General features: G+C 62.8%; 20 protein-coding genes. 10 read left to right on the forward strand and 10 right to left on the reverse strand.

Translation table 11 applies throughout. The features are described 5' to 3' along the window. Window positions 1–402: 402 nt before the first annotated feature. The 5 genes from SINAC_RS32150 (at window position 403) to SINAC_RS32170 (ending at window position 7,734) form a co-directional block, all read left to right on the forward strand. Window positions 403–2,592, forward strand: a complete 2,190-nt coding sequence (locus SINAC_RS32150; RefSeq protein ID WP_015249722.1) for a glycoside hydrolase family 57 protein — start codon at window positions 403–405, stop codon at window positions 2,590–2,592. 115 nt (window positions 2,593–2,707) lie between these two features. Next, the gene (gene galT, locus SINAC_RS32155) at window positions 2,708–3,754 is read left to right on the forward strand and encodes a galactose-1-phosphate uridylyltransferase (RefSeq protein ID WP_015249723.1); all 1,047 of its coding nucleotides are present in this window, start codon (window positions 2,708–2,710) and stop codon (window positions 3,752–3,754) included. A gap of 326 nt (window positions 3,755–4,080) precedes the next feature. Then, a complete protein-coding gene (locus SINAC_RS32160; RefSeq protein WP_015249724.1) occupies window positions 4,081–6,279 on the forward strand; it encodes an alpha-amylase/4-alpha-glucanotransferase domain-containing protein in 2,199 nt (732 codons plus the stop codon). Window positions 6,280–6,301: 22 nt separating this feature from the next. Then, window positions 6,302–7,234 (forward strand): DUF58 domain-containing protein, encoded by a 933-nt coding sequence (locus tag SINAC_RS32165; RefSeq protein WP_015249725.1) that lies wholly within the window; start codon window positions 6,302–6,304, stop codon window positions 7,232–7,234. Continuing rightward, complete coding sequence (locus tag SINAC_RS32170) at window positions 7,231–7,734, forward strand: hypothetical protein (protein WP_015249726.1); 504 nt, start codon at window positions 7,231–7,233, stop codon at window positions 7,732–7,734. Before SINAC_RS32165 ends, SINAC_RS32170 begins: the two co-directional genes overlap by 4 nt. 86 nt (window positions 7,735–7,820) lie before the next feature. Here the strand turns inward: SINAC_RS32170 and SINAC_RS32175 are convergent, their stop codons facing one another. From SINAC_RS32175 to SINAC_RS32190, 4 genes are all read right to left on the reverse strand, one after another. Next, on the reverse strand, window positions 7,821–8,690 hold the full coding sequence (locus SINAC_RS32175; protein ID WP_237722727.1) for a hypothetical protein: 870 nt from the start codon (window positions 8,688–8,690) through the stop codon (window positions 7,821–7,823). Window positions 8,691–9,301: 611 nt separating this feature from the next. Continuing rightward, a complete protein-coding gene (locus tag SINAC_RS32180; RefSeq protein WP_015249728.1) occupies window positions 9,302–9,865 on the reverse strand; it encodes a GNAT family N-acetyltransferase in 564 nt (187 codons plus the stop codon). A 72-nt stretch (window positions 9,866–9,937) separates the two neighbouring features. Beyond that, complete coding sequence (locus SINAC_RS32185; RefSeq protein WP_015249729.1) at window positions 9,938–10,405, reverse strand: MarR family winged helix-turn-helix transcriptional regulator; 468 nt, start codon at window positions 10,403–10,405, stop codon at window positions 9,938–9,940. Between the two features lie 13 nt (window positions 10,406–10,418). Next, the gene (locus SINAC_RS32190; RefSeq protein ID WP_315850084.1) at window positions 10,419–10,802 is read right to left on the reverse strand and encodes a transposase; all 384 of its coding nucleotides are present in this window, start codon (window positions 10,800–10,802) and stop codon (window positions 10,419–10,421) included. 535 nt (window positions 10,803–11,337) lie between these two features. On the opposite strand from SINAC_RS32190, the gene SINAC_RS32195 reads away from it, so the two are divergent. The 3 genes from SINAC_RS32195 to SINAC_RS32205 all read left to right on the forward strand — a co-directional run bounded on the left by SINAC_RS32195 (window position 11,338) and on the right by SINAC_RS32205 (window position 13,606). Next, complete coding sequence (locus tag SINAC_RS32195) at window positions 11,338–11,562, forward strand: hypothetical protein (RefSeq protein WP_015249731.1); 225 nt, start codon at window positions 11,338–11,340, stop codon at window positions 11,560–11,562. Between the two features lie 85 nt (window positions 11,563–11,647). Then, the gene (locus SINAC_RS32200; protein ID WP_015249732.1) at window positions 11,648–12,736 is read left to right on the forward strand and encodes a DUF1559 family PulG-like putative transporter; all 1,089 of its coding nucleotides are present in this window, start codon (window positions 11,648–11,650) and stop codon (window positions 12,734–12,736) included. Window positions 12,737–12,796: 60 nt separating this feature from the next. Next, the gene (locus SINAC_RS32205) at window positions 12,797–13,606 is read left to right on the forward strand and encodes a DUF4198 domain-containing protein (protein ID WP_015249733.1); all 810 of its coding nucleotides are present in this window, start codon (window positions 12,797–12,799) and stop codon (window positions 13,604–13,606) included. 81 nt (window positions 13,607–13,687) lie between these two features. On the opposite strand, the gene SINAC_RS32210 is transcribed toward SINAC_RS32205, so the two are convergent. Then, window positions 13,688–14,797, reverse strand: a complete 1,110-nt coding sequence (locus tag SINAC_RS32210) for a Gfo/Idh/MocA family protein (RefSeq protein ID WP_015249734.1) — start codon at window positions 14,795–14,797, stop codon at window positions 13,688–13,690. Window positions 14,798–15,054: 257 nt separating this feature from the next. Between SINAC_RS32210 and SINAC_RS32215 the strand changes: the two genes are divergently transcribed. Continuing rightward, window positions 15,055–16,053: an aldo/keto reductase gene (locus tag SINAC_RS32215; RefSeq protein WP_015249735.1), complete on the forward strand. Its 999-nt coding sequence runs from the start codon at window positions 15,055–15,057 to the stop codon at window positions 16,051–16,053. A gap of 118 nt (window positions 16,054–16,171) precedes the next feature. On the opposite strand, the gene SINAC_RS32220 is transcribed toward SINAC_RS32215, so the two are convergent. The 5 genes from SINAC_RS32220 to queF form a co-directional block, all read right to left on the reverse strand. Continuing rightward, window positions 16,172–17,440, reverse strand: a complete 1,269-nt coding sequence (locus SINAC_RS32220; RefSeq protein ID WP_015249736.1) for a hypothetical protein — start codon at window positions 17,438–17,440, stop codon at window positions 16,172–16,174. A 21-nt stretch (window positions 17,441–17,461) separates the two neighbouring features. Beyond that, window positions 17,462–18,217 (reverse strand): dethiobiotin synthase, encoded by a 756-nt coding sequence (gene bioD / locus SINAC_RS32225; protein ID WP_015249737.1) that lies wholly within the window; start codon window positions 18,215–18,217, stop codon window positions 17,462–17,464. Beyond that, window positions 18,214–19,578 carry an adenosylmethionine--8-amino-7-oxononanoate transaminase gene (gene bioA / locus SINAC_RS32230; protein WP_020466416.1) on the reverse strand — a complete coding sequence of 455 codons (1,365 nt, stop codon included), beginning with the start codon at window positions 19,576–19,578 and terminating at the stop codon, window positions 18,214–18,216. Before bioA ends, bioD begins: the two co-directional genes overlap by 4 nt. Window positions 19,579–19,630: 52 nt before the next feature. Continuing rightward, window positions 19,631–20,431 (reverse strand): SAM hydrolase/SAM-dependent halogenase family protein, encoded by an 801-nt coding sequence (locus SINAC_RS32235; RefSeq protein WP_015249739.1) that lies wholly within the window; start codon window positions 20,429–20,431, stop codon window positions 19,631–19,633. 72 nt (window positions 20,432–20,503) lie between these two features. After that, a complete protein-coding gene (gene queF, locus SINAC_RS32240) occupies window positions 20,504–20,860 on the reverse strand; it encodes a preQ(1) synthase (RefSeq protein ID WP_015249740.1) in 357 nt (118 codons plus the stop codon). A 428-nt stretch (window positions 20,861–21,288) separates the two neighbouring features. Between queF and SINAC_RS32245 the strand changes: the two genes are divergently transcribed. Continuing rightward, window positions 21,289–21,648, forward strand: coding sequence for an STAS domain-containing protein (locus SINAC_RS32245; protein WP_015249741.1), 360 nt, complete (start codon window positions 21,289–21,291; stop codon window positions 21,646–21,648). Window positions 21,649–21,670 lie beyond the last annotated feature (22 nt).

Here is a 21,670-nt window from a genome sequence, read left to right on the forward strand (position 1 = left end):
CCCCCGAGACGCAAGAAATCAAGAACCAATGTGGCTCGGTTCTCGATGCCTCTGCCAACCCCGATCGATCCGTCGGGTGAGCCAACGGCGGTTTCGTCTTCTGAAACCTGAACAGATCGGATCGAACCACTCAACTCACGTCAGGGTGAAATGCGGATCGGCGGGCCTCCCAATCATGCAAAGTCCGAACGCATTGCCACCTGAACAGCCATATCCTTCATTCGCAGTGCCATGGCTCACTTTCAACGACGCATGACAATTCGAATCTCCATTGCGAAAGCGATGAGGCGCCCAGGGAGAAAGCTCGTTTCCGAGCGACGAACCCCGGCACGGGTCGGACCGATCGCGGCGGCCTCGACTTTGGTTTTCGTCGTTCGACCTCAGAAGCAATAAGGATGCGTCATGCCTACCGTCTCCCTGGCCCTGATGTGGCACCAACACCAGCCCTACTATCCTGACGATGTCGCTGGCGAAAACCCAATGCCCTGGGTCCGGCTTCACGGCACGAAAGATTATCTGGGCATGGCCCTGCATCTTGAGGAAGTGCCCGAGTTTCGCTGCACGATCAATCTGGTCCCGAGCTTACTCGTACAGATCGAAGCCTACGTGCAAGGTGCAACCGACCAGCACCTGCGCGTCTCCCGCCTTCCGGCCGACGGCATGGACCACGACGATGCGCTTTACCTGCTCGACAACTTCTTCATGGCCCATGCCGATGCCATGATCCGTCCCCACCCGCGCTACCACGAACTCTACCACCAGCGCGGGCTCGGAGTCGATTCGGCCGAGCAGGCGCTCCCTCGGTTCCGCGAACGCGACATCCGCGACTTGCAGGTCTGGTCGAACCTGAGCTGGATGCACCCGATCCTGTTCGAGAAGGACGCCGAGCTCGCCGAGTTCAAGGCCAAAGGTCGGCGCTACACCGAAGACGAGAAGCAATGGCTGCTCGACAAGCAGCGTGAACTCCTCGCGCAGATCATTCCATTGCACCGCAAGCTCGCCGACCGGGGTCAGGTCGAGCTCACCACCACCCCCTTTTACCACCCGATCGTCCCCCTGCTCTTCGACAAGCGGCTGGCCCGCGAGGCCATGCCCGACGTGAATCTACCCGGCTATCGCGACGGCTACCTCGATGACGCCGAGGTTCACGTGAAACGGGCCGTCGAGAGCCACCAAAAGCATTTCGGCGAGCGCCCTCGCGGGATGTGGCCGAGTGAAGGGTCGGTCTGCCAGGCGATGATTCCGCTGCTGGCCCGCCACGGCATCGAGTGGATCGCCACCGACGAGGAAATCCTCGGCGCCTCGACTCAGGGCAAGGTCGGCCGCGATAGCCGAGGACACGTCCGGCACCCCGAACTCCTCTACCGCGCCTGGAAAGTGGCCGAGCAAGGGAGCGAGCTCGGCATCGTCTTCCGCGACCATTCGATGTCCGACCAGGTCGGCTTCCACTACCAGCGCAGTCCCGGGCCGGCCGCCGCGAGCGACTTCCTCGGCAAGCTCCACGCGATCGGAGACGCCTGCCGCCAAAATCCGGCCACGCTCGTCCCCGTGATTCTCGACGGCGAAAACTGCTGGGAGTACTACCCCGACGGCGGCGTCTCATTCCTCCGCTCGCTCTACCAGAGTGCGGCGCGCGACTCGCGGGTCAGGCCGGTAACCGTGGGCGAATTCCTCCGCGATTACCCCCCGGCCGACACCCTCCCCCGGCTTTTCTCGGGGAGTTGGATCAGCCACAACTTCGCGATCTGGATCGGCCACCCCGAGGACAACCGCGCCTGGGATGCCCTGCATGCCACCCGGCAATTCCTTGTCAGCGAGGTCGAGACCGGCCGGCACACCCCCGAGATCCTGGCGCGAGCCTGGGACGAAATCTACATCGCCGAAGGCTCCGACTGGTTCTGGTGGTACGGCGACGACCACTCAAGCGCACTCGACGCCCTGTTCGATCACCTGTTCCGCAAGCACCTGCGAAACGTGTACTCTCTGCTGTCGCAAGATCCGCCCGGCACCTTGTTCACGCCGATCTCCCAGGCCGTGAGCCACCGGCCGATCCACGATCAACCCACTAGCTTCCTCAACGTGAAGGTCGACGGGCGTTCGTCCTACTTCGAGTGGATCAACGCCGCCCGCTACCTCTGCGGCAATGAGCGGGGGACGATGGCCCTCGTCACACGCGGACCGCTCCATTCCATCTGGTTCGGCTTCAGTGCCGATCGGCTCCTGATCAGAGTCGATACCGATGGCGGGCCCGCGAGCGAGCGGCTGGCCGAGACGAGCCAGCTTCGCGTCGGGTTCGTCGATCCGGCCGAATGGGAGATCGTGGTCGAGAACCCGTCGCTCCCCAGGCCGACGGCCCACATCAACCATGCCGGCCAGCCCTCCAGTAATGGAACCACCGTTGAGGTCGCCACGGGAAAGATCCTCGAGCTGGCCGTCCCGTTCGGCCGACTTGGGCTTCGCGCCGACGATCCCATTCGCTTTTATGTCGAGCTGATTGAAGGCGAGTCAAGCGTCGATCGCGCTCCACGCGAGGGCATCTTCGAATTGGCCGTCCCGACTCCCGACTTCGAACGAATCCTGTGGCAAGTCTGAGGTTCAACCGGATGGTGAACCGCTCGGGAGCGCATGACTCGGGTTCCTTCCCTCGTCATTCGATTCCCCCAAGCTCCCCAGGATTGCTCATCGCCTAGTGAAGAGGAGGCTCAAAATGCCCGAACTGCGTAAGGATCCGATCGTCGGTCGCTGGGTGATCATCGCGCACGAGCGGGCCAAGCGACCTCACGACTTCACCGGCGAGGCGCAGTTGCAGGCCGAGGGGAGCTTCTGCCCGTTCTGCGAAGGCAACGAGGACAAAACACCGCCGGAGATTGTCGCCTACCGCGAGCGCGGAACGCGGCCCAACGGACCAGGGTGGCGGATCCGGGTCGTCCCCAACAAGTTCCCCGCCTTGAAGATCGAGGGGAACCTGAACAAGCGCGGGGAGGGGATCTATGACAAGATGGCGGGCGTCGGCGCCCACGAAGTCATCATCGAGAGTCCCCAGCACCACATCAGCCTCCCCGAGCTTCCGGAAGAGAACATTCGCGAGATCCTTTGGGTCTATCGCGATCGGCTGGTGGACCTGAAGAAAGATTCGCGGCTGGTCCACGGCATGCTCTTCAAAAACGTGGGCTCGGCCGCAGGCGCCAGCCTGGAGCACACCCATAGCCAGTTGATCGTCACCCCGATCGTGCCAATCTCGGTCTGGGAGGAGATGACCGGCTCCCTCGAGTTCTTCAATTACCGGGGGCGATGCATTTACTGCGACATGGTCCAGCAAGAGCTCTCCACCGAGAAGCGGATCGTGCTCGACACGTCGCACTTCACCGCCTTCTGCCCGTACGCCAGCCGCTTCCCGTTCGAGACCTGGATCGTCCCTAAAACCCATTCGAGCCACTTCGAGAACATCCCCAAACAAGGGGTCGACGACCTGGCGACGGTGCTCAGACAGGTCCTTGGCAAGCTGGAGCTGGCCTTGGACAACCCCGCGTATAACTACATCATCCATACCTCACCGTTCGACCACCAAGAGCTGCCCCACTACCACTGGCACATCGAAATCATCCCCCGGCTTTCCAAGGTCGCCGGGTTCGAGTGGGGGTCCGGCTTCTACATCAACCCGGTTCCCCCCGAGGATGCGGCGGCCTTCCTTCGCGAGACCGAGTTTCCCGCGGCGCCGACGCCCATCATCAGTCAAGGGACCGGTCTTGCCTGACAAAAGGTGCGCCGAGTGTTCCTTTTGGTAAATAAGAGGCTCCAAGGGTATCCGAGATCTCAACTTCGAGACCCCGGATCCGGGGCCTGCACACCGGGGTCTCGAAAACGAGGCCCCGGCCAATCTGGAACGATTCATCACGGTTCTTGCAAGTTTCCTGTTTTGCCTGAACAATCGAGAGCAACCAAACCGCCGCCTTTCGGTCTTCAGATCGCCCCCCAAGAATCGACCTCGAGTCCAACAATCGGGATTGGCGATCGAGGGAGGCTTCTGCGAGGATGGACGCGCACGCCACACACGGCCGCTGACTGCCAAGAGGGCTTCCCATGTCCGGTGTCCGCCTGATCCTCGCCTTGCACAACCACCAGCCGGTGGGCAATTTCGACGGCGTCTTCGAGGGGGCCTACCGCGACAGCTATCTGCCGTTCCTGGATGTCCTGGAAGGCTACCCCGAGATTCCGTTCGCGTTGCACACCTCGGGACCGCTCCTGGAGTGGCTGGCCGAGCGGAAACCGGAATACATCGCCCGGGTTCGCGCCTTGGTGGCGGCCGGCCGGGTCGAGATCCTCGGCGGCGGCTTCTACGAACCGATCATGACCATGATCCCCCACCGCGACCGGGTGGGGCAGATCCGCGCCTATTCGACCTACCTGAACGACCTCCTCGGCGCCAACATTCGCGGCATGTGGATGCCCGAACGCGTCTGGGAACAGCACCTCGTCCTGGCCTTGGCCGAGGCAGGGATCGAATACACGGTGCTCGACGACTTCCACTTCCAGCGGGCCGGGCTGAGCGAGCCGGACCTCTTCGGCTATTACCTTACCGAGGACGACGGCCGGCTCATCAAGGTCTTTCCGGGCTCGGAACGGCTCCGCTACACGATCCCGTTCCAGGAACCCCACGCCACCTACGAATACCTCCGGCATCTGGCCGACCATCACCCCGGCTCGACCGTCGTCTTCGGCGACGACGGCGAGAAGTTCGGTTGCTGGCCCGACACGCATGACCATGTCTATACCCACGGCTGGCTCCGCCGGTTCTGCGACATGATCGCCGGCAACCGCGATTGGATCGAGCCGACGACCTTTGCGCGGGCGGTCGACGAAACGCTTCCCTTGGGCAAGATCTACCTACCCGACAGCTCCTATCGCGAGATGACCGAGTGGGCCTTGCCCGCCTCCCGGCTGACGGCCTACCAGGAGTCGATCAGGCAGACCGCGAACGAGCCCGCGGCCGATCGGCTCAAGCCGTTCCTCCGCGCGGGGGGGTACTGGCGGAACTTCAAAGCGCGTTATTCCGAGAGCGACGAGATGTACGCGCGGATGCTCGAACTCTCGCGCCGAGTGGCCCTCGCCGAGGCGAACCCGGCCGTCGATCCCGACTACCTCGACGCCGCGCGCCAGGATCTCTACCGAGGCCAGTGCAACTGCCCCTACTGGCACGGGGCGTTCGGCGGGCTCTACCTGCCCCACCTCCGGAACGCGATTTATCGCAGCCTGATCGCATCCCACAACGCGCTGGACGACGCCGAGGGCAAAACAGGGCCGCGCGTTTCGCTCGACGTCGCCGACTTCAACCTCGACGCCCGGCAGGAAGTTCGCCTTGAAAACGAGCGGCTCGTCGCCTTCGTCCGCCCTGCGACGGGGGGCCACATCTACGAGCTCGACGACCGACGCTCGTTGACAAACCTCCTGGCCACCCTCGACCGCCGCCCCGAGGCCTACCACGGCGCGATTGCGTCCGCCGCACAGTCAGGGGCCGGCCATTACGACGGTCCAGCAATCATCAGCGACCGGCTCGTCATGAAGCAGGAAGGTCTCGACCGGCTCCTGGTCTATGACCGACATCCGCGTAAGGGCCTCGTCGATCACTTCTACGCAAAGGACGTCACGCTCCAAGAACTGGCGGATTGCCACGACGTCGAGCGGGGTGATTTCCTCGTGGGCGCTTACCACGCGCGGGTCCAGCGGACCCCCGACCGGGTCGCCCTCTTCATGGACCGGCCCGGCTGGGCGGAGGGGCACCGGATCCAGATCCGGAAGACGATCGAGCTGGGTGCCGACTCCTCGAGCCTCGAAGTGCACTACGTTCTGGAAGAGCTACCGCTCGACACCACGCTCCACTTCGCCGTCGAGATGAACTTCGCGGCGATGGCCGGCCATGCCGACGACCGCTACTTCAGCGACGGGGCGGGCGGCCGGCTCGGAATGCTCGACACCCGGCTCGACCTGGCCCGAACCGAGTCGTTGGAGTTAGTCGACGAGTGGCTCGACCTCTCGGTTCAACTCCAATGGTCGAACCCGGCGGGCCTCTGGTGCTTCCCGATCGAGACGGTCAGCCAGAGCGAGGGGGGGTTCGAAGGGGTGTATCAGAGCTCGGCGGTCATCCCCCACTGGCTCGTCCGGGGCGACGAATCGAGGCGCTGGGAGGTCCGGATCCGCTGGACGCTTGACCAAGCCCGAGCGCAACGCAGGTCGTCGATCGTTCCGGAGGCCAACCGGCACCGAGTAACCGCCACCCCTTGACCCGGACGCGACCCGACAAGCGATGATCTGGCCCTTTGACTCCAAGAAACCGGAACCGACCCGATCATCGTCGCTGGACGCGGCGGCGATCGTCCGGCAATCGCGCAGGCTTCGGTTCCGGGTCCGCCCAGGGGCGGTCTCGATGCTGTCCGGAGCCTATCATGGCGCACGGCCCGGGATCGGGCTCACGTTCGCCGAGTTGCGGGCGTACGAGCCGGGCGACGACGTCCGCCATCTCGACTGGAACGTCACCGCGCGGCAAGGGAAGCCCTACGTCCGGCGGTTCATCGAAGAGCGCTCGCTCGTTCTCTGGCTCCTCGTCGATGTTTCGGCCAGCCTCCGGTTCGGTCCCGAGGGAAAGACCAAGGCCGACCGCGCCTCGCAAGCCGCCGCCCTGCTCGCGACAGCAGCCATCCAGAACGGCGACCGAGTGGGCCTGGCCCTGGTGAGCGACCGAATCGAGGCCGAACTCCCTCCCGGTGGCGGGACCCGGCATCTCGCTCGTGTGGTCCGAGCCCTGGTGGCAACCCCGGCCAGTTCACGGCGAACCGCCCTGGCCGTCGGCCTCGCCCGACTCCGCCGCTCGGCGCGCCGGGCCTTCATCGTCGTCCTCAGCGACTTCCTTACCCCGGAGCCTGTCGGCATCTGGCGGCAGGCCTCCCGGCGGCACGAAGTGATCGCCCTCCGGCTGGTGGATCCCCGCGAAGAAACGCTCCCGAGCGCCGGCCTGGTTGCGCTCGAGGACGCCGAGCTTGGGACCCGGCGGATCATCGACACAAGCTCGGCCCGAGTTCGCGACGCCTACGCCGAGGCGGCTCAAAAACGCCGGGCTGACCACCGTCGCTGGTGCTCGGCGGCCGGCCTGACCGGCTACGAGATCTCGACGGCCGAGGACCCGATCGGCCCCTTGATTCGGTTCTTCACCGGCCGGGCCAGCCAGCGGGGCCAAACGTGAACCCGACAGCCAAGACGATTTATACCCCCCCCCGCCCCAATCTCGGACCAGACCCCCTGGACGAATCACCCTCTTGGCTCGGGATTGCACTCGCCTTCGCCTTCGTCGTCTCGGCTTTTCTCGTCTGGAGGCGCCGCCGCCGAAAGCCAATCCCGCCCACTACGAAGGCTCGCCTGAGCGTGCCCGATGAGAATTCTGACTCGCCACACGAGCGAATGATCGCCTGGTCACTCTCACTCCGGGCCTCAATGGCCGAAACGTTCGGCTCCGCCTGGCTGGCCAAAACGACCGAGGAAATCGCCAACGATCCCGTCTTGATCGACAGGATCGGTCCCGAGCCCGCGGCGCAACTCATCGCCTTTCTGGCCGAGGCCGATCGGGCCAAGTTCGCCGACGCGCTCGATCCACAACCCTCCACCATGGCCGATTCCGAACTCCGGGAACTGACCAACATCATCGCAACGGCTGCTCTTCCGAAGACCAGCCCACATCCCTCGTAAAGACATGGCCCAAACACTGCGTCCCCAAGCCACTCTCAGGAGGCAGTAACACTCCACCCAGTGCCCCCGGACGCCAATCACGCACGTCACCGGCCCCGAACTGTTCGCGACTTCCGCTTGGACGTGGCTGTAGGCATGGGTTCATCAAGGATGGCGTCGGTTGTCGACTTCGCCTCGGCCTGCTCGAGCGCCTGGACCGTGTTCAGAAACTTTTTGGTGGGTCCCAGGACATACTTAAGCTTGGTCGTCCGCGTGTTGCGAGTCTTGAGCGCAGCCTCGACTTCATCGTCCTCTGCCAAGGCCTCGTAACCCTGCTTGGTCTCGTCGACGACTTTCCGGAGAGCGGCCAGGGCCTCGATGTAAGCCTGGCGTTTCTGATCGGCCGAGGCCGTTGGTGGCTTCGCGGCCGTTTTCGCTGCGGCCGATTCCGGGCTCGGGTCGAGCCAGTCGATCTGTTCACCCATGGCGCGGTATGAATCCACCATCCGGTTGCTTTGCATATGGAGCGCATCGATCTGGTCGGTCAGCTCGTTGTGCTGATCGACCAACTGGTTATAGGCCATCGCGGCGATACCGCTGGTGCCGTACCGAAGGCCGTTCATCTGCTGGCGCAGTGCGTTCTGCTGCTGGGTAAGGTTGCGGGCCTGCGCATTGATCTGGGGAACAGTCCGGTCGAGCTCCTTTTTCATCGCGGCCCGCTGCTTGGTCAACTCGGCGGCCATCGACTTCCGGCTCGCCTCGTCCCGAGTGGACATCTTCTCCCAGTTCGCTGCGCGGCGGTATTCCTTGAGTCGAGCCTCCGCGGCGTCAGAGGCCTTCTTAACATCGTCCTCCGAACGCAGCACGTACATCGTCCCGTCCGCACGCAGGCCCTTGCCAGCGAGTACGTCATCCGCTCCGCCGGCACGATCTGCTCCGATTAGCACTCCGAGCATCAGCGCCCATGGGGCGAACATCTGAAACACGGCAGTATCCTCCCTCGAACCGCCTCTCGCCCGGCACGCGTCGGCCGGGTGATCCACGGCGTGCGTTTTATGAACAGAAAGTCCGCAAGTTTTTCCGGGATCCGATCCGTCCGTTTCGTTGGGTTTGCCAATCCCCTTGAACTCAATGTCATATTCAAAACGAGTTCATGATACGTTTCAAGACGATCCCAATCCAGCTAGTTATCGCCTCAAGGCGGCAACCCAAAACCGCTCAAGCCAACATCACGTCATCAAAAACAGCATTTGCAAACTTTACGCCGAATTCAGTTCGTCTTGCAATCTGAGGACCGCTCCATTTCACCATTCCCATGGCAACGACGGGTTCGGAGACCCTTGATGTGGCATCCCTGCTGGCTGTTCTCAGTCCTCAACTGACGGCCGAGCAAGCCACGCTGATGCCACAGCCCCGTCTCCGCCGTAACCGAGGCAATTCACGCCTACCTACGCACCGATGAGTTGCCACCCTTGCCCGTGCCCATCGCTGAATTCCGCTGAAGGCTTACCGAAGTTCAAGAATCGGCCCACCAGATCCGTGAGCAATTCGACGCGATCCACGCGGACGATTGACGGTATGAAAGAGATCAGCCTCGATCGGTTCCCCGATCCCCGGGATGATCACCGCCAACCCTGTCGCTCAGCATAAGCTGCATCAGCACGTCCGTCTGATCATCATTGCCCAGGCGAAACATCTCGGTCCCTACCGGCACAAACCTCCACCGCTCGTAGAAAGCTTTGGCACGGTGGTTGTGCTCCCAAACCCCCAACCACAGACACTTGTGACCTGAGTTCTTGGCCCACTCGATACTGGACCGCATCAACGCCGCCCCGACGCCCAAACCGATTGCGTCGGCGGAAACATACAACTTGACCAACCGCACCGGGGACGGCCCAGTGATGCAGGCGGGTGGGTCAGCGGGTGCGACCCTCGCAAAGCCGATTACCCTCGGGGGGGCCTCGGCTACAAGGTAGACTGCCCCCGGCTCCCTAATCTCAGCGGTGAGCCGCCCGACGGTGAACGCCTCTTTCATATAGGCATCCATATCTTCCGGGCTGTTCTGGGCGGCAAACGTTTCGTGAAACGTCTGTCGACCCAAATCTGCCAGCACGCCAGCGTCACCGATGTCAGCAGTACGAATGGATACCATGCTCTTCTCCCGCATATAGCCTCACAGTCAATGTTCGCGTTGTGCGTTCGCAAGCGGCCGTGATTCCTCATCTCAGTCCACATGCTCCTGGCCGACTCGTTTCAAGGCTTCGACGTAGAGCGTCAGGCATCGAATCAGTTCTTGGCGGTCGGCCGAGGCCAGCTTGCTTAGAGCCCTCGAGACTTGGTCTGTGACGACTCGGTCGATGTCGCCACGAAGGAACTGGCCCGAATCCGTCAAGTACAGGTGAAAGGACCGGGCGTCGCCGCTCGCCGACTCACGCCTGACCAAGCCGGCCGCCTCAAGCTTGGCGACCTGCCGACTTGTGTTCGACTTGTCGAGACGCAGCAGGTCGGCCAGGTCGCGGGCTTGGATACCGGGCGTGCGGCCGATTTCGAGGACCGCGTGGACCGCCGAAGCCCCTAAACCGGTGTCGCCCAGCGTGGGTCGCATGAATCCGAGCTCGCGGACGAGCTTGCGAGAAACGTCCCTCAACTCCTCGACCGGGAGTTCCTCGGGCGCTGGTGGTCCCTGTTGCATGACGGCTCCCGCATTAGTTGTATTTCGCAACCATATTAGTTGCGTTATACAACCATGTCAAGGGGTCGGCAGCAACGTTCCACGGGCGGGAATTCCTTCCCATCGCCTTGTATTCCAAAGTGTGGCCCCGCAGACCCCGCCTGGCGAAGCCGGATTCATCAATCACACCCACGGTGCCTACAGACCACCGGCGAGTCGAAGGCACGAGTCGCTCAGTGAAGACCGCTTGAATCTCGTGCTGGACGTCGGTCTGCGACCAAGGAGAATCAGTAAGGAAGCCTTGCATGGCAAGGACCCTCGCCTGGGATTTGGGCTGTCCCGGACCATGGGCCAAATCCAGCGCCATCGGTCCGACGCTCTTGCGTCCCTGACACACAATCAGAAAATAAATAAGCACGCAATAAAATCAAAAATGTTCGGCTCGGCCGAAAAACGGTGCAAATCGCTCGTGAAGTTGAGCCTAGTTCTCAGCCGGGGCGTGCAGGAGCTCCACAGTCAATTCCGCAGTCATGACCATTTCTCCGAAAAGGCGGTCAGGTACTACGAACAGGCCCGCTCAACCGTGTCGCCAAAAAATCAAAATTAAATATTTCATTTTCTATCAATTTCAATACTTTAGCACACAAAAACACAAACAAACAATCGTTACTTAAAAAACAATATCAATTCATTAAAAACATAAATAAAAAAATCAACGCAACAAAACCCAGCGTCAGGCCAGTGGCCGATAGCTTGCGCAACGGCAAGAGCCTCCTCCTCCAAACAAAAGAACACAATCGCCGACCATCTTGCAGGTATTACGAATTTCAGTACAGTAATATCATCGCCTGCAAAGCGGGTTGAGACCGCACCTGCTCAAAGTCGATCGGAACGACTCAGAATTTGACCAGGGACGGCCACCGACCGGCTCCGCTCACAAAAGAGGTCCCCACTTGAAGACCCAAGATCGAAAACGGCCGTCGGCACACTTGTCACAGCAAGCCGCCATCTTCCTTGTTTCTGCCTTGCTGAGCGGATGCGGCGGCGGTGGAAGCGGCGACGAGCAGACCGTCGACCTGACCCCGAACGCGACTGCCGAATCGAAGACCGGCTTGACCAAAGAAGCGGAAGCCCGCGCCCGGCGGATCGCGGCGGATGCCAGCGGCAAGGCGAGATAATCGCCGTCGGTCACAACCGGCCTCCTCCCACGCTGAAACGTTTCGCTCCTACCAACGGCCCGATCCTCACCATCGGGATGCTCCCATGACGTATGTTACGCCCCCCGCTCATCGCGGCTTCACGCTCATCGAACTCCTGGTCGTGATCGCGATCATCGCCGTTCTGATCGCCTTATTGCTTCCCGCAGTGCAGGCGGCCCGCGAGGCGGCGCGGCGGGCCCAATGCACGAACAACCTGAAACAGTTGGCGCTCGCAACGGCCTCCTACGAGTCGTCCTTCGGCTCCCTCCCGCCCGCAATGCTCACGAACCGGATCTCGCCGGAGACCCACTCCAATCACATCGGGCCCAGCTCGTTTGTATACATGGCCCAGTTCCTCGAACAAGCGGCGATCGCCAACGCCTATAACTTCGATATGGCGATCTTTGCCGGCGCCAACGCCACGGTCGGAAACATCAGCGTGGGGACGCTCTTGTGTCCGAGCGACGGGGCAATCGCCAAGCCGCAATTGCTCGACTCCGACTGGTACCTCGATCAGCCCCCCGGAGACTGGCACAATTACGCAACGAGCTATGTCGGCTGCGAGGGAATGTGGCCGGTCCGCCTCCGCCCTTGGATCGGGGGCGGCTCGCAAAAGAACGGCTCCGTCGCCACCGCCGAGTCGATGACGGCGAACGGAGTCATGCGGCCCAAGCTGGCGACCCGGCTGGCCGAAGTCACCGACGGAACGAGCAATACATTCCTCTTCAGCGAGCATGCCAAGGCGATCTTCTCCGACGCCACGATTCAACTCGATCCCTGGACGTTCGGTTTCTACTGGCAGAGCGGCTACTACACAAACTCGCTGTTCGACACCATGTACGCACCCAACGCCCACCGGAAATACGCCGGACGCCTCGCCTACCCGTCCGGATGGTGGTACGTCACCGTCCAGGCCGCGTCGAGCATGCATCCGGGAGGTGCCAACTTCGCCTTCTGCGACGGCTCGGTCCGATACATCAAGGATACGATCCAGACCTGGACGATCGACCCGAGCACGAGCGACCCTGTTGGCATCGCCATCAGCCAGCTCGAAGGATCCCCGCTCTACTCCCTCGGCACCGCGAGACCGGGAATCTATCAGGCCCTCTCCTCTCGCGCCGGTGGAGAAGTCCTCTCCGCCGATTCCTACTAACCTACCCGTACAGAAGCCGAACCAATGGGCTCGACAAAAGAATCCCAGGGAGAGAGATCGATGAAAAGCAGAGCATTGACCACAGCCTGGCTCGGCCTGCTCGCCCTCACAACGACGACGGCATTCGGACATGACTACTGGCTCGCCCCGGCGTCCTCCACCACGCCCAAGGGCGTCAAGGTCGACGTGCGCCTCTATCGAGGCGAACCTCTGGACACCACGGACGAGCGCCCCCTCGAAATCGAAAAGACGGCACGGTTCCGCCTCCTCGCCCAGGACCAGGATCAAGACCTCCTCAAATCAGGCACCGAAGGGCAGACACCGGTCGCCCGAGTCGCGTTGGAAACAGACGGCGGAAACCTCGTCACGATGGAGCGTCATCCTCAGCCGAACCAACTCGATTCCAAGAAATTTACGGAATACCTGAAAGAAGAAGGTTTGGATACGATCATCGCGCAGCGCAAGGCACTCGGCGAATCGGAAGCCGATGGCCGCGAGCGTTACAGCCGCTACCTCAAGGCCCTGATCCAGGTTGGCGACAAGCGTGACGAGACTTATCACCGCGTGGTCGGCCACCTTCTGGAAATCATCCCGGAAGTCGACCCCACATCGCGAACCCTCGGCAGCACGCTCCCCGTCCGAATCTTGTTCGAAGGCCGCCCCCTCCCCGGAGTCCAAGTCTCCGCCCACGTCCGCGACGACGGCAAAGTGCATGGCCAGACCCTGACCACCGATGCCGAAGGACGAGCGACCGTCCGGCTCGATCACAAAGGCTCCTGGCTCATCCGTCTGGTCCATATGCGCAGGGTTCCGGCCGGCAGCGACGCCGACTGGGAAAGCTTCTGGGCCGCCTATACCTTCGGCCTTTGATCGAACCGGGAGAAACGGTCGTGCGGGTGCCCGAACGCGGAGAGGAACGGCGAGACCGATGGGTCCGCTGATATCCGAACCTCAGCTCCAACGCTGACGCTGCCCCGACCCCGAGGCTTCGCCGATGGCGTCGAGCAGTCGATGCATCCGCACAGCGTCGGCGAACGTCGGGGCATGATGGGTCCCCTCTGCCAGGTCCCTCGCGAAGGCCGCATACAGATTGGCGAGTTCCAGAATGCTGCCATGCAGATCCAGGCGAGGGAGCCAGCGCAATCGCTCAGGGACCGGGAGCGTGGCCAGAGGTTGCCTCGAGCCACGCGCCCCCTCGATAAGGCTGTCTTGCTTGTCTCCGAACGCTTCGCCGTTCGTGACGCGAAGGTCGCCCTCCGTGCCGGTGATGTCGAGTTGGACGCCGAACTGATTCCGCTTCCCCCCCTCGACATGCACCGAGAAGACCGCACCGGCGGTGAGCGTCCCACTCAGGAGCATCTGGTCGGGGGCCGTCGTCACGATCGTTTCCCCGGTCTCCTCGATCGTGACCTGGCCAAATTGGCTGGCGACCAGCGCGGTGAACTCCCTCGGTTCCCCGACGACCGTGAAGAGCATGTCGAGGAAGTGGCCGCCATAGATTGAGACGACGCTGGAAAAGTTCTCCACGGGAATGGTGAACGCCAGGACCGCAGGGCGTCGTTTGAAGAACGAAGGCTCGCTGACGTGCAGCCGGACCGAGCGGACCTCACCCACGAATCCCTCCTCAAGCAACTCGCGGAGGTAGCGGCTGCTCGCCGCCATCCGGCGCTGGAGCCCGATGACGTGGCGAACACCGGCCTTCTCGGCGGCCTCGAAGAGTTCGACCGACCGGGTCGTGCTCGTCGTCAACGGCCACTCGCAGTAGACGTGCTTGCCGGCGGCGATCGCCGCCCGGGCCACCGGCTCATGTTCGGGTGCCCGGGTATTCACAACCACAAGGTCGAGATCGGGCCGGGCGATGAGCGGCTCGAAGCGGTCATAGGCGTGGGGGATAGCGAACTTGTCGGCCGCCCTCTGCGCCGTGGCGATCCGGGTCGTCGCCACGGCGAGCAACTCATACTCCGGTAGACTCTTCAGGACGGGCAAATGCCCGAAGTGCGCCCATTCCCCTGCCCCGACAATGCCGACGCGGATCCTCGACGATGACGCGGGCGCGATCATAGACATTCCCTCATTTTCTCGAGTGTGGACCTCGCCCAGGCCGGAGAAAACCGGCCCTGATTGTGACGAGAAGCCTCGTTTTCAACCGCTTACCGGCACCGCTCGACGTGTCCGGGGCAAAACTCAAAGGTCAGGGGAAATGTAGAGCGTTGTCCCCTCAAGATCTAGAAGGTACGCTTGTGTGACCTAGTCACCAAAAGGTACCCATCAACGACGCCGACCGGACCGAACAAGACCGTTCACGAAGGGAGATGGCCATGAAACGAAGGGCACTGGGTGTGAGCGGCATTGAGGTTTCGGCGCTCGGGCTGGGCTGCTGGGGGATGTCCGGCTCCTACGGGCCGGCGGACGAATCCGAAGCCGAGGCGACCTTACGCCACGCCCTCGACATCGGCGTGAACCTCATCGATACGGCCGACTCCTACGGCGACAACGGCCACAATGAGTCATTGGTTGGACGGGCCTTGGCGGGCCGCCGCGACGCGTATGTCCTGGCCACCAAGACGGGGTGGGTCAAGCGGGAAGGACCGGATGGCAAGGCGGCCGTCGGCGTCGATGGGCGTCCCGACCGCATCCGCTCGGCCTGCGAGGCAAGCTTGGCTCGACTCCGCGTCGACGTCATCGACCTCTACTACCTCCACCGGGTTGACCCAGACGTACCGGTCGAGGAGTCGATCGGAGGGATGGCCGAATTGGTCGCCTCCGGCAAGGTCCGGTTCCTGGGCCTATCGGAGGTCTCCGAGGCCACGCTACGTCGAGCCCACGCCGTCCACCCGATCACGGCCCTCCAGTCGGAGTATTCGCTCTGGACCCGCGAGCCGGAGACGACGGTGATGCCCGCCTGCGAGGAGTTGGGCATCGCCTTCGTGCCCTTCAGCCCCCTTGGACGCGGTTTCTTCACCGGAGCGGTGACGGGCAGGGAGCGCATCGCCCCCAACGACTGGCGGGCGAACAACCCTCGATTCTCTGCGGACAACCTGGCCCGCAACATCGCCCTCCTGCAACCCCTGGAAGAGGTTGCCAGGGCTCATGGCAAGACCACCGCCCAGGTCGCCCTCGCCTGGGTCCTTTCCCGAGGCGTGCGAGTCATCCCCATTCCGGGCATGAAACGAAGGACTCACCTCGACGAGAATGTCGTCGCCGTGGAGCTTGACCTGAACTCCGAGGAATTGGCCCGGTTGGACACCGCATTCGCGCCCGGTGCGGCGGCGGGCGAGAGGTACACACCCGAGGTCGCCCGCTGGGCGGGCCGATAAGAACGCCCTTCAACGGGCAGGAGATTCCTTATCAATCCGACCGTAGGCTGAGCAAAAGAGATGTCGCGACAAGAATCAGCAAGCGATGATCCATGCGACGCCAGCCGATATTTATTGCTCATGCCCCAGGGCGGATCGCATCCTGGCCGAAACGAACGCCGAGCGTATCGGTCCGGTCGATCCCGGTCCGTAGCCGGATACGCCAGGTCATCTGGGAGGACAGGCGGTCGGAGACGTCCGGCGCACTGACCAGCAAGGCCTCGCAGGACTCGCCAGGCTGAAGCTCTTTGAACGTTTGACCGCGGATCGACCACTCGCTCTCGACCGCCAGAGGATACATCGCGATCGGCCCTCCCTTGGCCGTCTCGATGAAACTGTCCGGGCCTCCTTGATCGCGTTCACGAATAAACACTTCATCAAGCGGAACAAAGATCGTGTCGGAAGAGACGTTCTTGAGCTTGAGCTTGAGCCGAAGCGCCCCGGATCCGCCGTCGCGGCGTGTGGCCCCGCCGAACGCCTGCTCCAGGCCGACCGGTCCCAGCGTAATCTCCAGCGGTGTCACCTCCAGCGAACCGATCCGGATCGCCTGACCGAAGGTGGCCAGGTGGTCGGCGGCAATGGGTTGCGGCGGCACCCACTTGCGTGACTGGTCCGCTCGTCGGCCGGGATCGAGCCGGTTCTCAGACGCCGGGAAGAGGTCCGCCTCGTCCCCTTCGCGAAGCTTGCGGCCACTGAAAAGGACCCAGAGCAGGCCAAGCGTCACCGCGCTAGCGTAACTGAACAACAAGAGAGTCGGCCACGACCTCCCACGCTGGGAAGCGTCGTCATCGTCGTCATCATCCTCTTCAGGATGGGACGCCTTCGGGGGACCTGACTCGACTGGCCCGGTCATCAGAGGGGCCTGGAACTCCGGCTCGGGCTCGACCGACGACTCCGACGGAGTCAGGCCGGTGAGGGCCGCGAGCGCCGAGAGGGCATCGAACGATCCCGCCGCCCCCGTTTCCTTGGGAATCTCCGCAAGACTTGACTCCTTGAGGTCCTGAGGAAATTCGAGAGCTTCCGGGTCGAGGTGGCTTGGTGCAGCGGCGTGGGCAGAGGCTTCGGGGGCCGTTGGTCCGATCGGATCGGTCGGATCCGACTCGCCAGCGGGATGCGGCTCCGCCTCGGTCGAGAATGCCCCCAAAAAGGGGTCAGGCGCGGGCTGAGCGATCGATTCGGTCAGCAGCTTGTTGAGTTCATCGCCACTGCTACTCGAGTACGGAGCGAGCGGGACCGAAGGGTCGTTTCCCCCCTCGGTCGCCGGCGGACCTCCAGGCCCAAGGAGCCCGGAGTCGGACGAGTCAGACCGGTGCGCGCCGAGCGCGGGATCGTGGGTCTCACTGCTCATCGCTCGATCTCCTCAAACGCCTCAACCGGGATTCACCTCGTCCGCGAACAGAGCCCTCTGTCTTGGCCTCTCGAATCGATCATACCACTCCATGCTTGCGAGTGCGATTGCAAACGATTCTTCATCAGGCTGATAAGGGGGCTCTCCAAGGATACTGATCGGACCGACCAGTCGTGCGAGTTCCTCGGCATTGGTCAGTTCCGCCACGCCAGGCTCGCCGGGTTCGGGGCTGTTGAGCACGATCCCAGCCACGCGCAGGCCGCGACGCTGCGCACACTCCACCGTCATGAGCGTGTGGTTCAAGGTCCCCAGCCCACGGCGAGCCACGATCAGGAGCGGATAGTCGAGCGCCTCGGCGAGGTCGACTACGGTCATCCGCTCCGCCAACGGAGCGAGCAACCCTCCCACCCCTTCGACCACCATGACGTCGGCCCGCTCGGACCACCATCCGAGCGAAGCGCGCACTCCTTGGACGACCTGCTCAGGTGCGAGGGGAGTTCCCAGGCGCCGGGCCGCGACGGAGGGGGCCAACGGCTCCTCGTAAATGAGCGGCACCACGCGTTCGAGCGGAATCGAGCCGCCGACGGCGCGAATCAAGGCTTCGCCGTCCTCGCACTCCCAGGACTCTCCCCGGCGAATCGCACCGGTCGCCACGGGCTTGAGCACTCCAACGCGGCGGCCTTGCCCGGTCAAGATCCGCGCAATTGCGGCGGCCACACGCGTCTTCCCCACGCCGGTGTCGGTGCCGACGACGAAGAGCCCGGGGTGAACCGTCATGCCAATCCCTCCGTGATCTCGGAGAGACACTGAAACAGAATGTCGAGCATCTCGTCGAGTTGCTCCAAGGTGATCGACAGGGGAGGCATGATCACAAGAACATCGCCGAGCGGTCGGACGAGCAGGCCGAAGTCGCGTGCTCTCATACAGATCCGAGCGCCGACCTGATCGGCCCATGGGAATGGGGCTTTCGACGCCTTGTCGGCGACCAGTTCAATGGCCCCGATCAATCCCCGCTGGCGGACGTCGCCCACGTGGGGTTGCTCCCGAACCGCAGCCAGGCGCTCTGCCAGGCGGGCGATTTTCGGCACCATCTGATCGAGGGTCTGCTCTTCGTCGAAAACGCGCAAGCTGGCCAGAGCGACGGCCGCGCCGAGGGGATTTCCACCATAGGTATGGCCATGATAGAATGTCTTCCCCTCGGTGTACGTCCCCCGGAAGGCCGAATAGATCTCCTCGGTCGTGAGCGTCGCCGCCAGGGGAAGGTAGCCGCCGGTTAGCCCCTTCGCCAGGCAAAGGATATCGGGGTGGACATCCTCTTGTTCGCAGGCGAAAAGTGTTCCGGTTCGGCCGAATCCGACCGCCACTTCGTCGGCGATCAAGAGCGTGTCGTGGGCCCGGCTCAGTTCGCGGAGCCCGCGCAAGTATCCGTCGGGGTGGACGATCATCCCCGCAGCCCCCTGCACCAGCGGCTCCACCACGATCGCGGCGACCTCACCGGGATGCTCGGTCAAGACACGATCGACCGCGTTCAGGCAGGCGAGTGCGCACGTCGGTTGTTGCAACTCGAGCGGGCAACGATAGCAATGCGGACTCGGCACCCGTAGGCTGGGGAAGAGCAAAGGGCCGAACATCGCGTGGAACCGATCGACCCCGCCCACGCTCACGTCGCCGAGCGTGTCGCCGTGATAGGCTCCTCCGAGCGCGACGAAGCGGGTTCGCTTCGGCTCGGGGTCGGTCTTTTGGCGCCAGTATTGAAACGCCATCTTCAAGGCGACTTCCACGGCCGTCGCCCCGTCGTCGGAGAAAAAGACCCGAGTCAAGCCTTCGGGCGCAAGCTCGACCAGCCGACGCGACAGTTCAATGGCGGTGGGGTGGCTGACGCCCAGGAGCGTCGTGTGGGCGACCTTATCGAGTTGGTCGCGGATCGCCGCGTCGAGGGTCGGGTGCCGGTGGCCGTGGACGTTGCACCAGAGTGAGCTGACGCCGTCGAGATAGCGCCGGCCCTGAACGTCGAACAGGTAGACCCCCTCCGCGCGGTCGATGACCAGCGGTTCCGCCGCCTCCCAATCGGTCAGTGCGGTGAATGGGTGCCAGAGATGGTCACGATCCCAGAGTCGAAGTGTTTCAGGAGTCATCATTTAACGGATCTACAGGTTGATTGGCCACGGTGAAACGTCTCACCGGGCAGGGCTACTTGCTTGCTTGTTTCTTTGAGATCCAGACGGTGGTGCCAGGTCCGGCGGTCAGGTGCCGCCCGGCATCGCCGTTGACGATCGAGATCTCGAGCCAGCCCGTACTGCCGGGCAGGGCGACCAAGGTGCCGGCGCTCTCGTCGGCATAAGTGCGACCGATCCCTTCGATCCGGGCTCCGGCCACCTCGATCGTCCAATCTTCAGGCGGGAGGTCGCCAAGCCGCTTCGCCTCAATGTTCGTGATCAGGTTGCCGAACGAATCGCGCAGGATCACTTCACCGACGAAACCGGTCGCGTTCTCGACCGCCTGGAAGTTGCGGAGGGTGACGAATTTCGTGCGTACGGGGCCAAGCTCGGAGGGCTCACCGCCGAGGAGGAGGTGCGCGGCCGCCGGCGCCAGGATGTCGCGGCCATGAAACGTCGCCGAGACCGGAACCCGTCGAAAGGCCGGATTGGTGATTTCCCAGATCCCGGTCGGCGGTCGATCGCGAGCCACCGCGCTCAACAAGCCGTTATCGGGCAGCACGAACCAGTGGTCGGCCACCGAGGCGACGATCAGGCGCCGGTCGGTTCCAACCCCGGGGTCGACCACGGCCAGGTGGACCGTCCCCTTGGGAAAGACATCGATGAGCCCCGACAGGATGAACGCCCCCTCAAGGATGTTCTGAGGCGAAATGGCGTGGGTCACATCGACCAACTGCGTGTGGTAGGCCAGCCCAAGGACCACTCCCTTGACGGCCGCCACGTACAGTCCTTCACTTCCGAAATCCGTCGTCAGCGTCAGGATTGCCGGTCGCATCGCAGTTCCGCCTGTCCGGGTTCACTCAGCTTTACGCCCGACCTCTTCAATCGCTTTGCGCAACCTGGAGGACTACGCCTTGGGGGGCGATTGCGTCTCGTAGTGGGCGGTGATCCGCGACGAGATCCCCCCTCGCGGAGTAAAATTGCCGACCACACGCATCCGGCGCGGCTGGCAGGCACCGACCAGGTCATCCAGCATCGTGTTGATCGAATGCTCGTAGAAGATTCCACGGTCGCGGAAGCTGAAAAGATAGAGCTTCAAGCTCTTCAGTTCAATACATGTTGCGCCAGGGACGTAGGAGATGACGATTGTGCCAAAGTCGGGTTGGCCCGTTTTGGGACAGACTGCCGTGAATTCAGGGCAGGTAATCTCGATCTCGTATTCGCGATCGGGAAATTGGTTAGGGAACGTCTCCAACGTCGCCATCAGTCGACTCCTCGCTGAGCCGGTCCAAGTCGGCGGAGAACAGAACCCCGCGTCTTCCCGGCTCGCCAAAGGTCCGATTGTAACCGAAAACGTGACGAGGCGGCATGAGCTGGAGACGGCCCGTTTCCAAAACGAGGGGTCAATCCTCCCCCACACTGGCAAGGCACTTTCGACACTCACTGCTCCTGAGTGATGGGGATGGGGGGGAAAAAACCGGCGGACCGTGTCAATCCCGATCAGGTGCTCTCTTGATTCCGCGCCGTATTGTGGTAAGTGTATGAGATGCCTCGGATCCTGCCTCGGTCGGCTGACCGGTTGTGATCTGGTCTAACCCCGAGTGGCCCGCCTGCGGGACCGGCCTTTTGAAGAAATAGACCCACCTCGGCCTGGTGGAGTGCGGTTCCGATCCTGGATCAGGAGTCTGCCCGATGTCGCAAGCCTCTCGTCGTCACCTTCGCCTGGAAAACATCGACGGGGTCACGGTGGTCAGTTTCGTCGACACCAAGATCGTGACCGAAGAGAACATTCAGGAAGTGGGTGACCAGCTTTACAGCCTGGTCGAAGACGAGGGACACAAGCAGCTCTTGCTCAACTTCGGCAACGTGCAGTATCTCTCGAGTGCTGCGTTGGGCAAGCTGATCAACCTCAAGAAGAAGGTAGGGGCAGTCAAGGGCAAACTCAAGCTCTGCTGCATTCACCCCGATCTTCTCGAAGTCTTCCGAATCACCCGTCTCGACCAGGTTTTTGAGATCTACTCCGAAGAGCAGTCGGCTCTCGACAAGTATTGAAACAAACCTGACGACGCGACCG

This window comes from Singulisphaera acidiphila DSM 18658 (assembly GCF_000242455.2).
Classification (GTDB): Bacteria; Planctomycetota; Planctomycetia; order Isosphaerales; family Isosphaeraceae; genus Singulisphaera; species Singulisphaera acidiphila.

Coding starts and splice junctions, on each gene's coding strand:
- SINAC_RS32235 (WP_015249739.1), bottom strand. CDS start 20,431: ATGCGACCGGCAATCCTGACGCTGACGACGGATTTCGGAAGTGAAGGA.
- SINAC_RS32150 (WP_015249722.1), top strand. CDS start 403: ATGCCTACCGTCTCCCTGGCCCTGATGTGGCACCAACACCAGCCCTAC.
- SINAC_RS32205 (WP_015249733.1), top strand. CDS start 12,797: ATGAAAAGCAGAGCATTGACCACAGCCTGGCTCGGCCTGCTCGCCCTC.
- bioA (WP_020466416.1), bottom strand. CDS start 19,578: ATGATGACTCCTGAAACACTTCGACTCTGGGATCGTGACCATCTCTGG.
- SINAC_RS32200 (WP_015249732.1), top strand. CDS start 11,648: ATGACGTATGTTACGCCCCCCGCTCATCGCGGCTTCACGCTCATCGAA.
- galT (WP_015249723.1), top strand. CDS start 2,708: ATGCCCGAACTGCGTAAGGATCCGATCGTCGGTCGCTGGGTGATCATC.
- SINAC_RS32165 (WP_015249725.1), top strand. CDS start 6,302: ATGATCTGGCCCTTTGACTCCAAGAAACCGGAACCGACCCGATCATCG.
- SINAC_RS32210 (WP_015249734.1), bottom strand. CDS start 14,797: ATGATCGCGCCCGCGTCATCGTCGAGGATCCGCGTCGGCATTGTCGGG.
- SINAC_RS32220 (WP_015249736.1), bottom strand. CDS start 17,440: ATGAGCAGTGAGACCCACGATCCCGCGCTCGGCGCGCACCGGTCTGAC.
- bioD (WP_015249737.1), bottom strand. CDS start 18,217: ATGACGGTTCACCCCGGGCTCTTCGTCGTCGGCACCGACACCGGCGTG.
- SINAC_RS32245 (WP_015249741.1), top strand. CDS start 21,289: ATGTCGCAAGCCTCTCGTCGTCACCTTCGCCTGGAAAACATCGACGGG.
- SINAC_RS32160 (WP_015249724.1), top strand. CDS start 4,081: ATGTCCGGTGTCCGCCTGATCCTCGCCTTGCACAACCACCAGCCGGTG.
- queF (WP_015249740.1), bottom strand. CDS start 20,860: ATGGCGACGTTGGAGACGTTCCCTAACCAATTTCCCGATCGCGAATAC.
- SINAC_RS32180 (WP_015249728.1), bottom strand. CDS start 9,865: ATGGTATCCATTCGTACTGCTGACATCGGTGACGCTGGCGTGCTGGCA.
- SINAC_RS32215 (WP_015249735.1), top strand. CDS start 15,055: ATGAAACGAAGGGCACTGGGTGTGAGCGGCATTGAGGTTTCGGCGCTC.
- SINAC_RS32185 (WP_015249729.1), bottom strand. CDS start 10,405: ATGCAACAGGGACCACCAGCGCCCGAGGAACTCCCGGTCGAGGAGTTG.
- SINAC_RS32175 (WP_237722727.1), bottom strand. CDS start 8,690: ATGTTCGCCCCATGGGCGCTGATGCTCGGAGTGCTAATCGGAGCAGAT.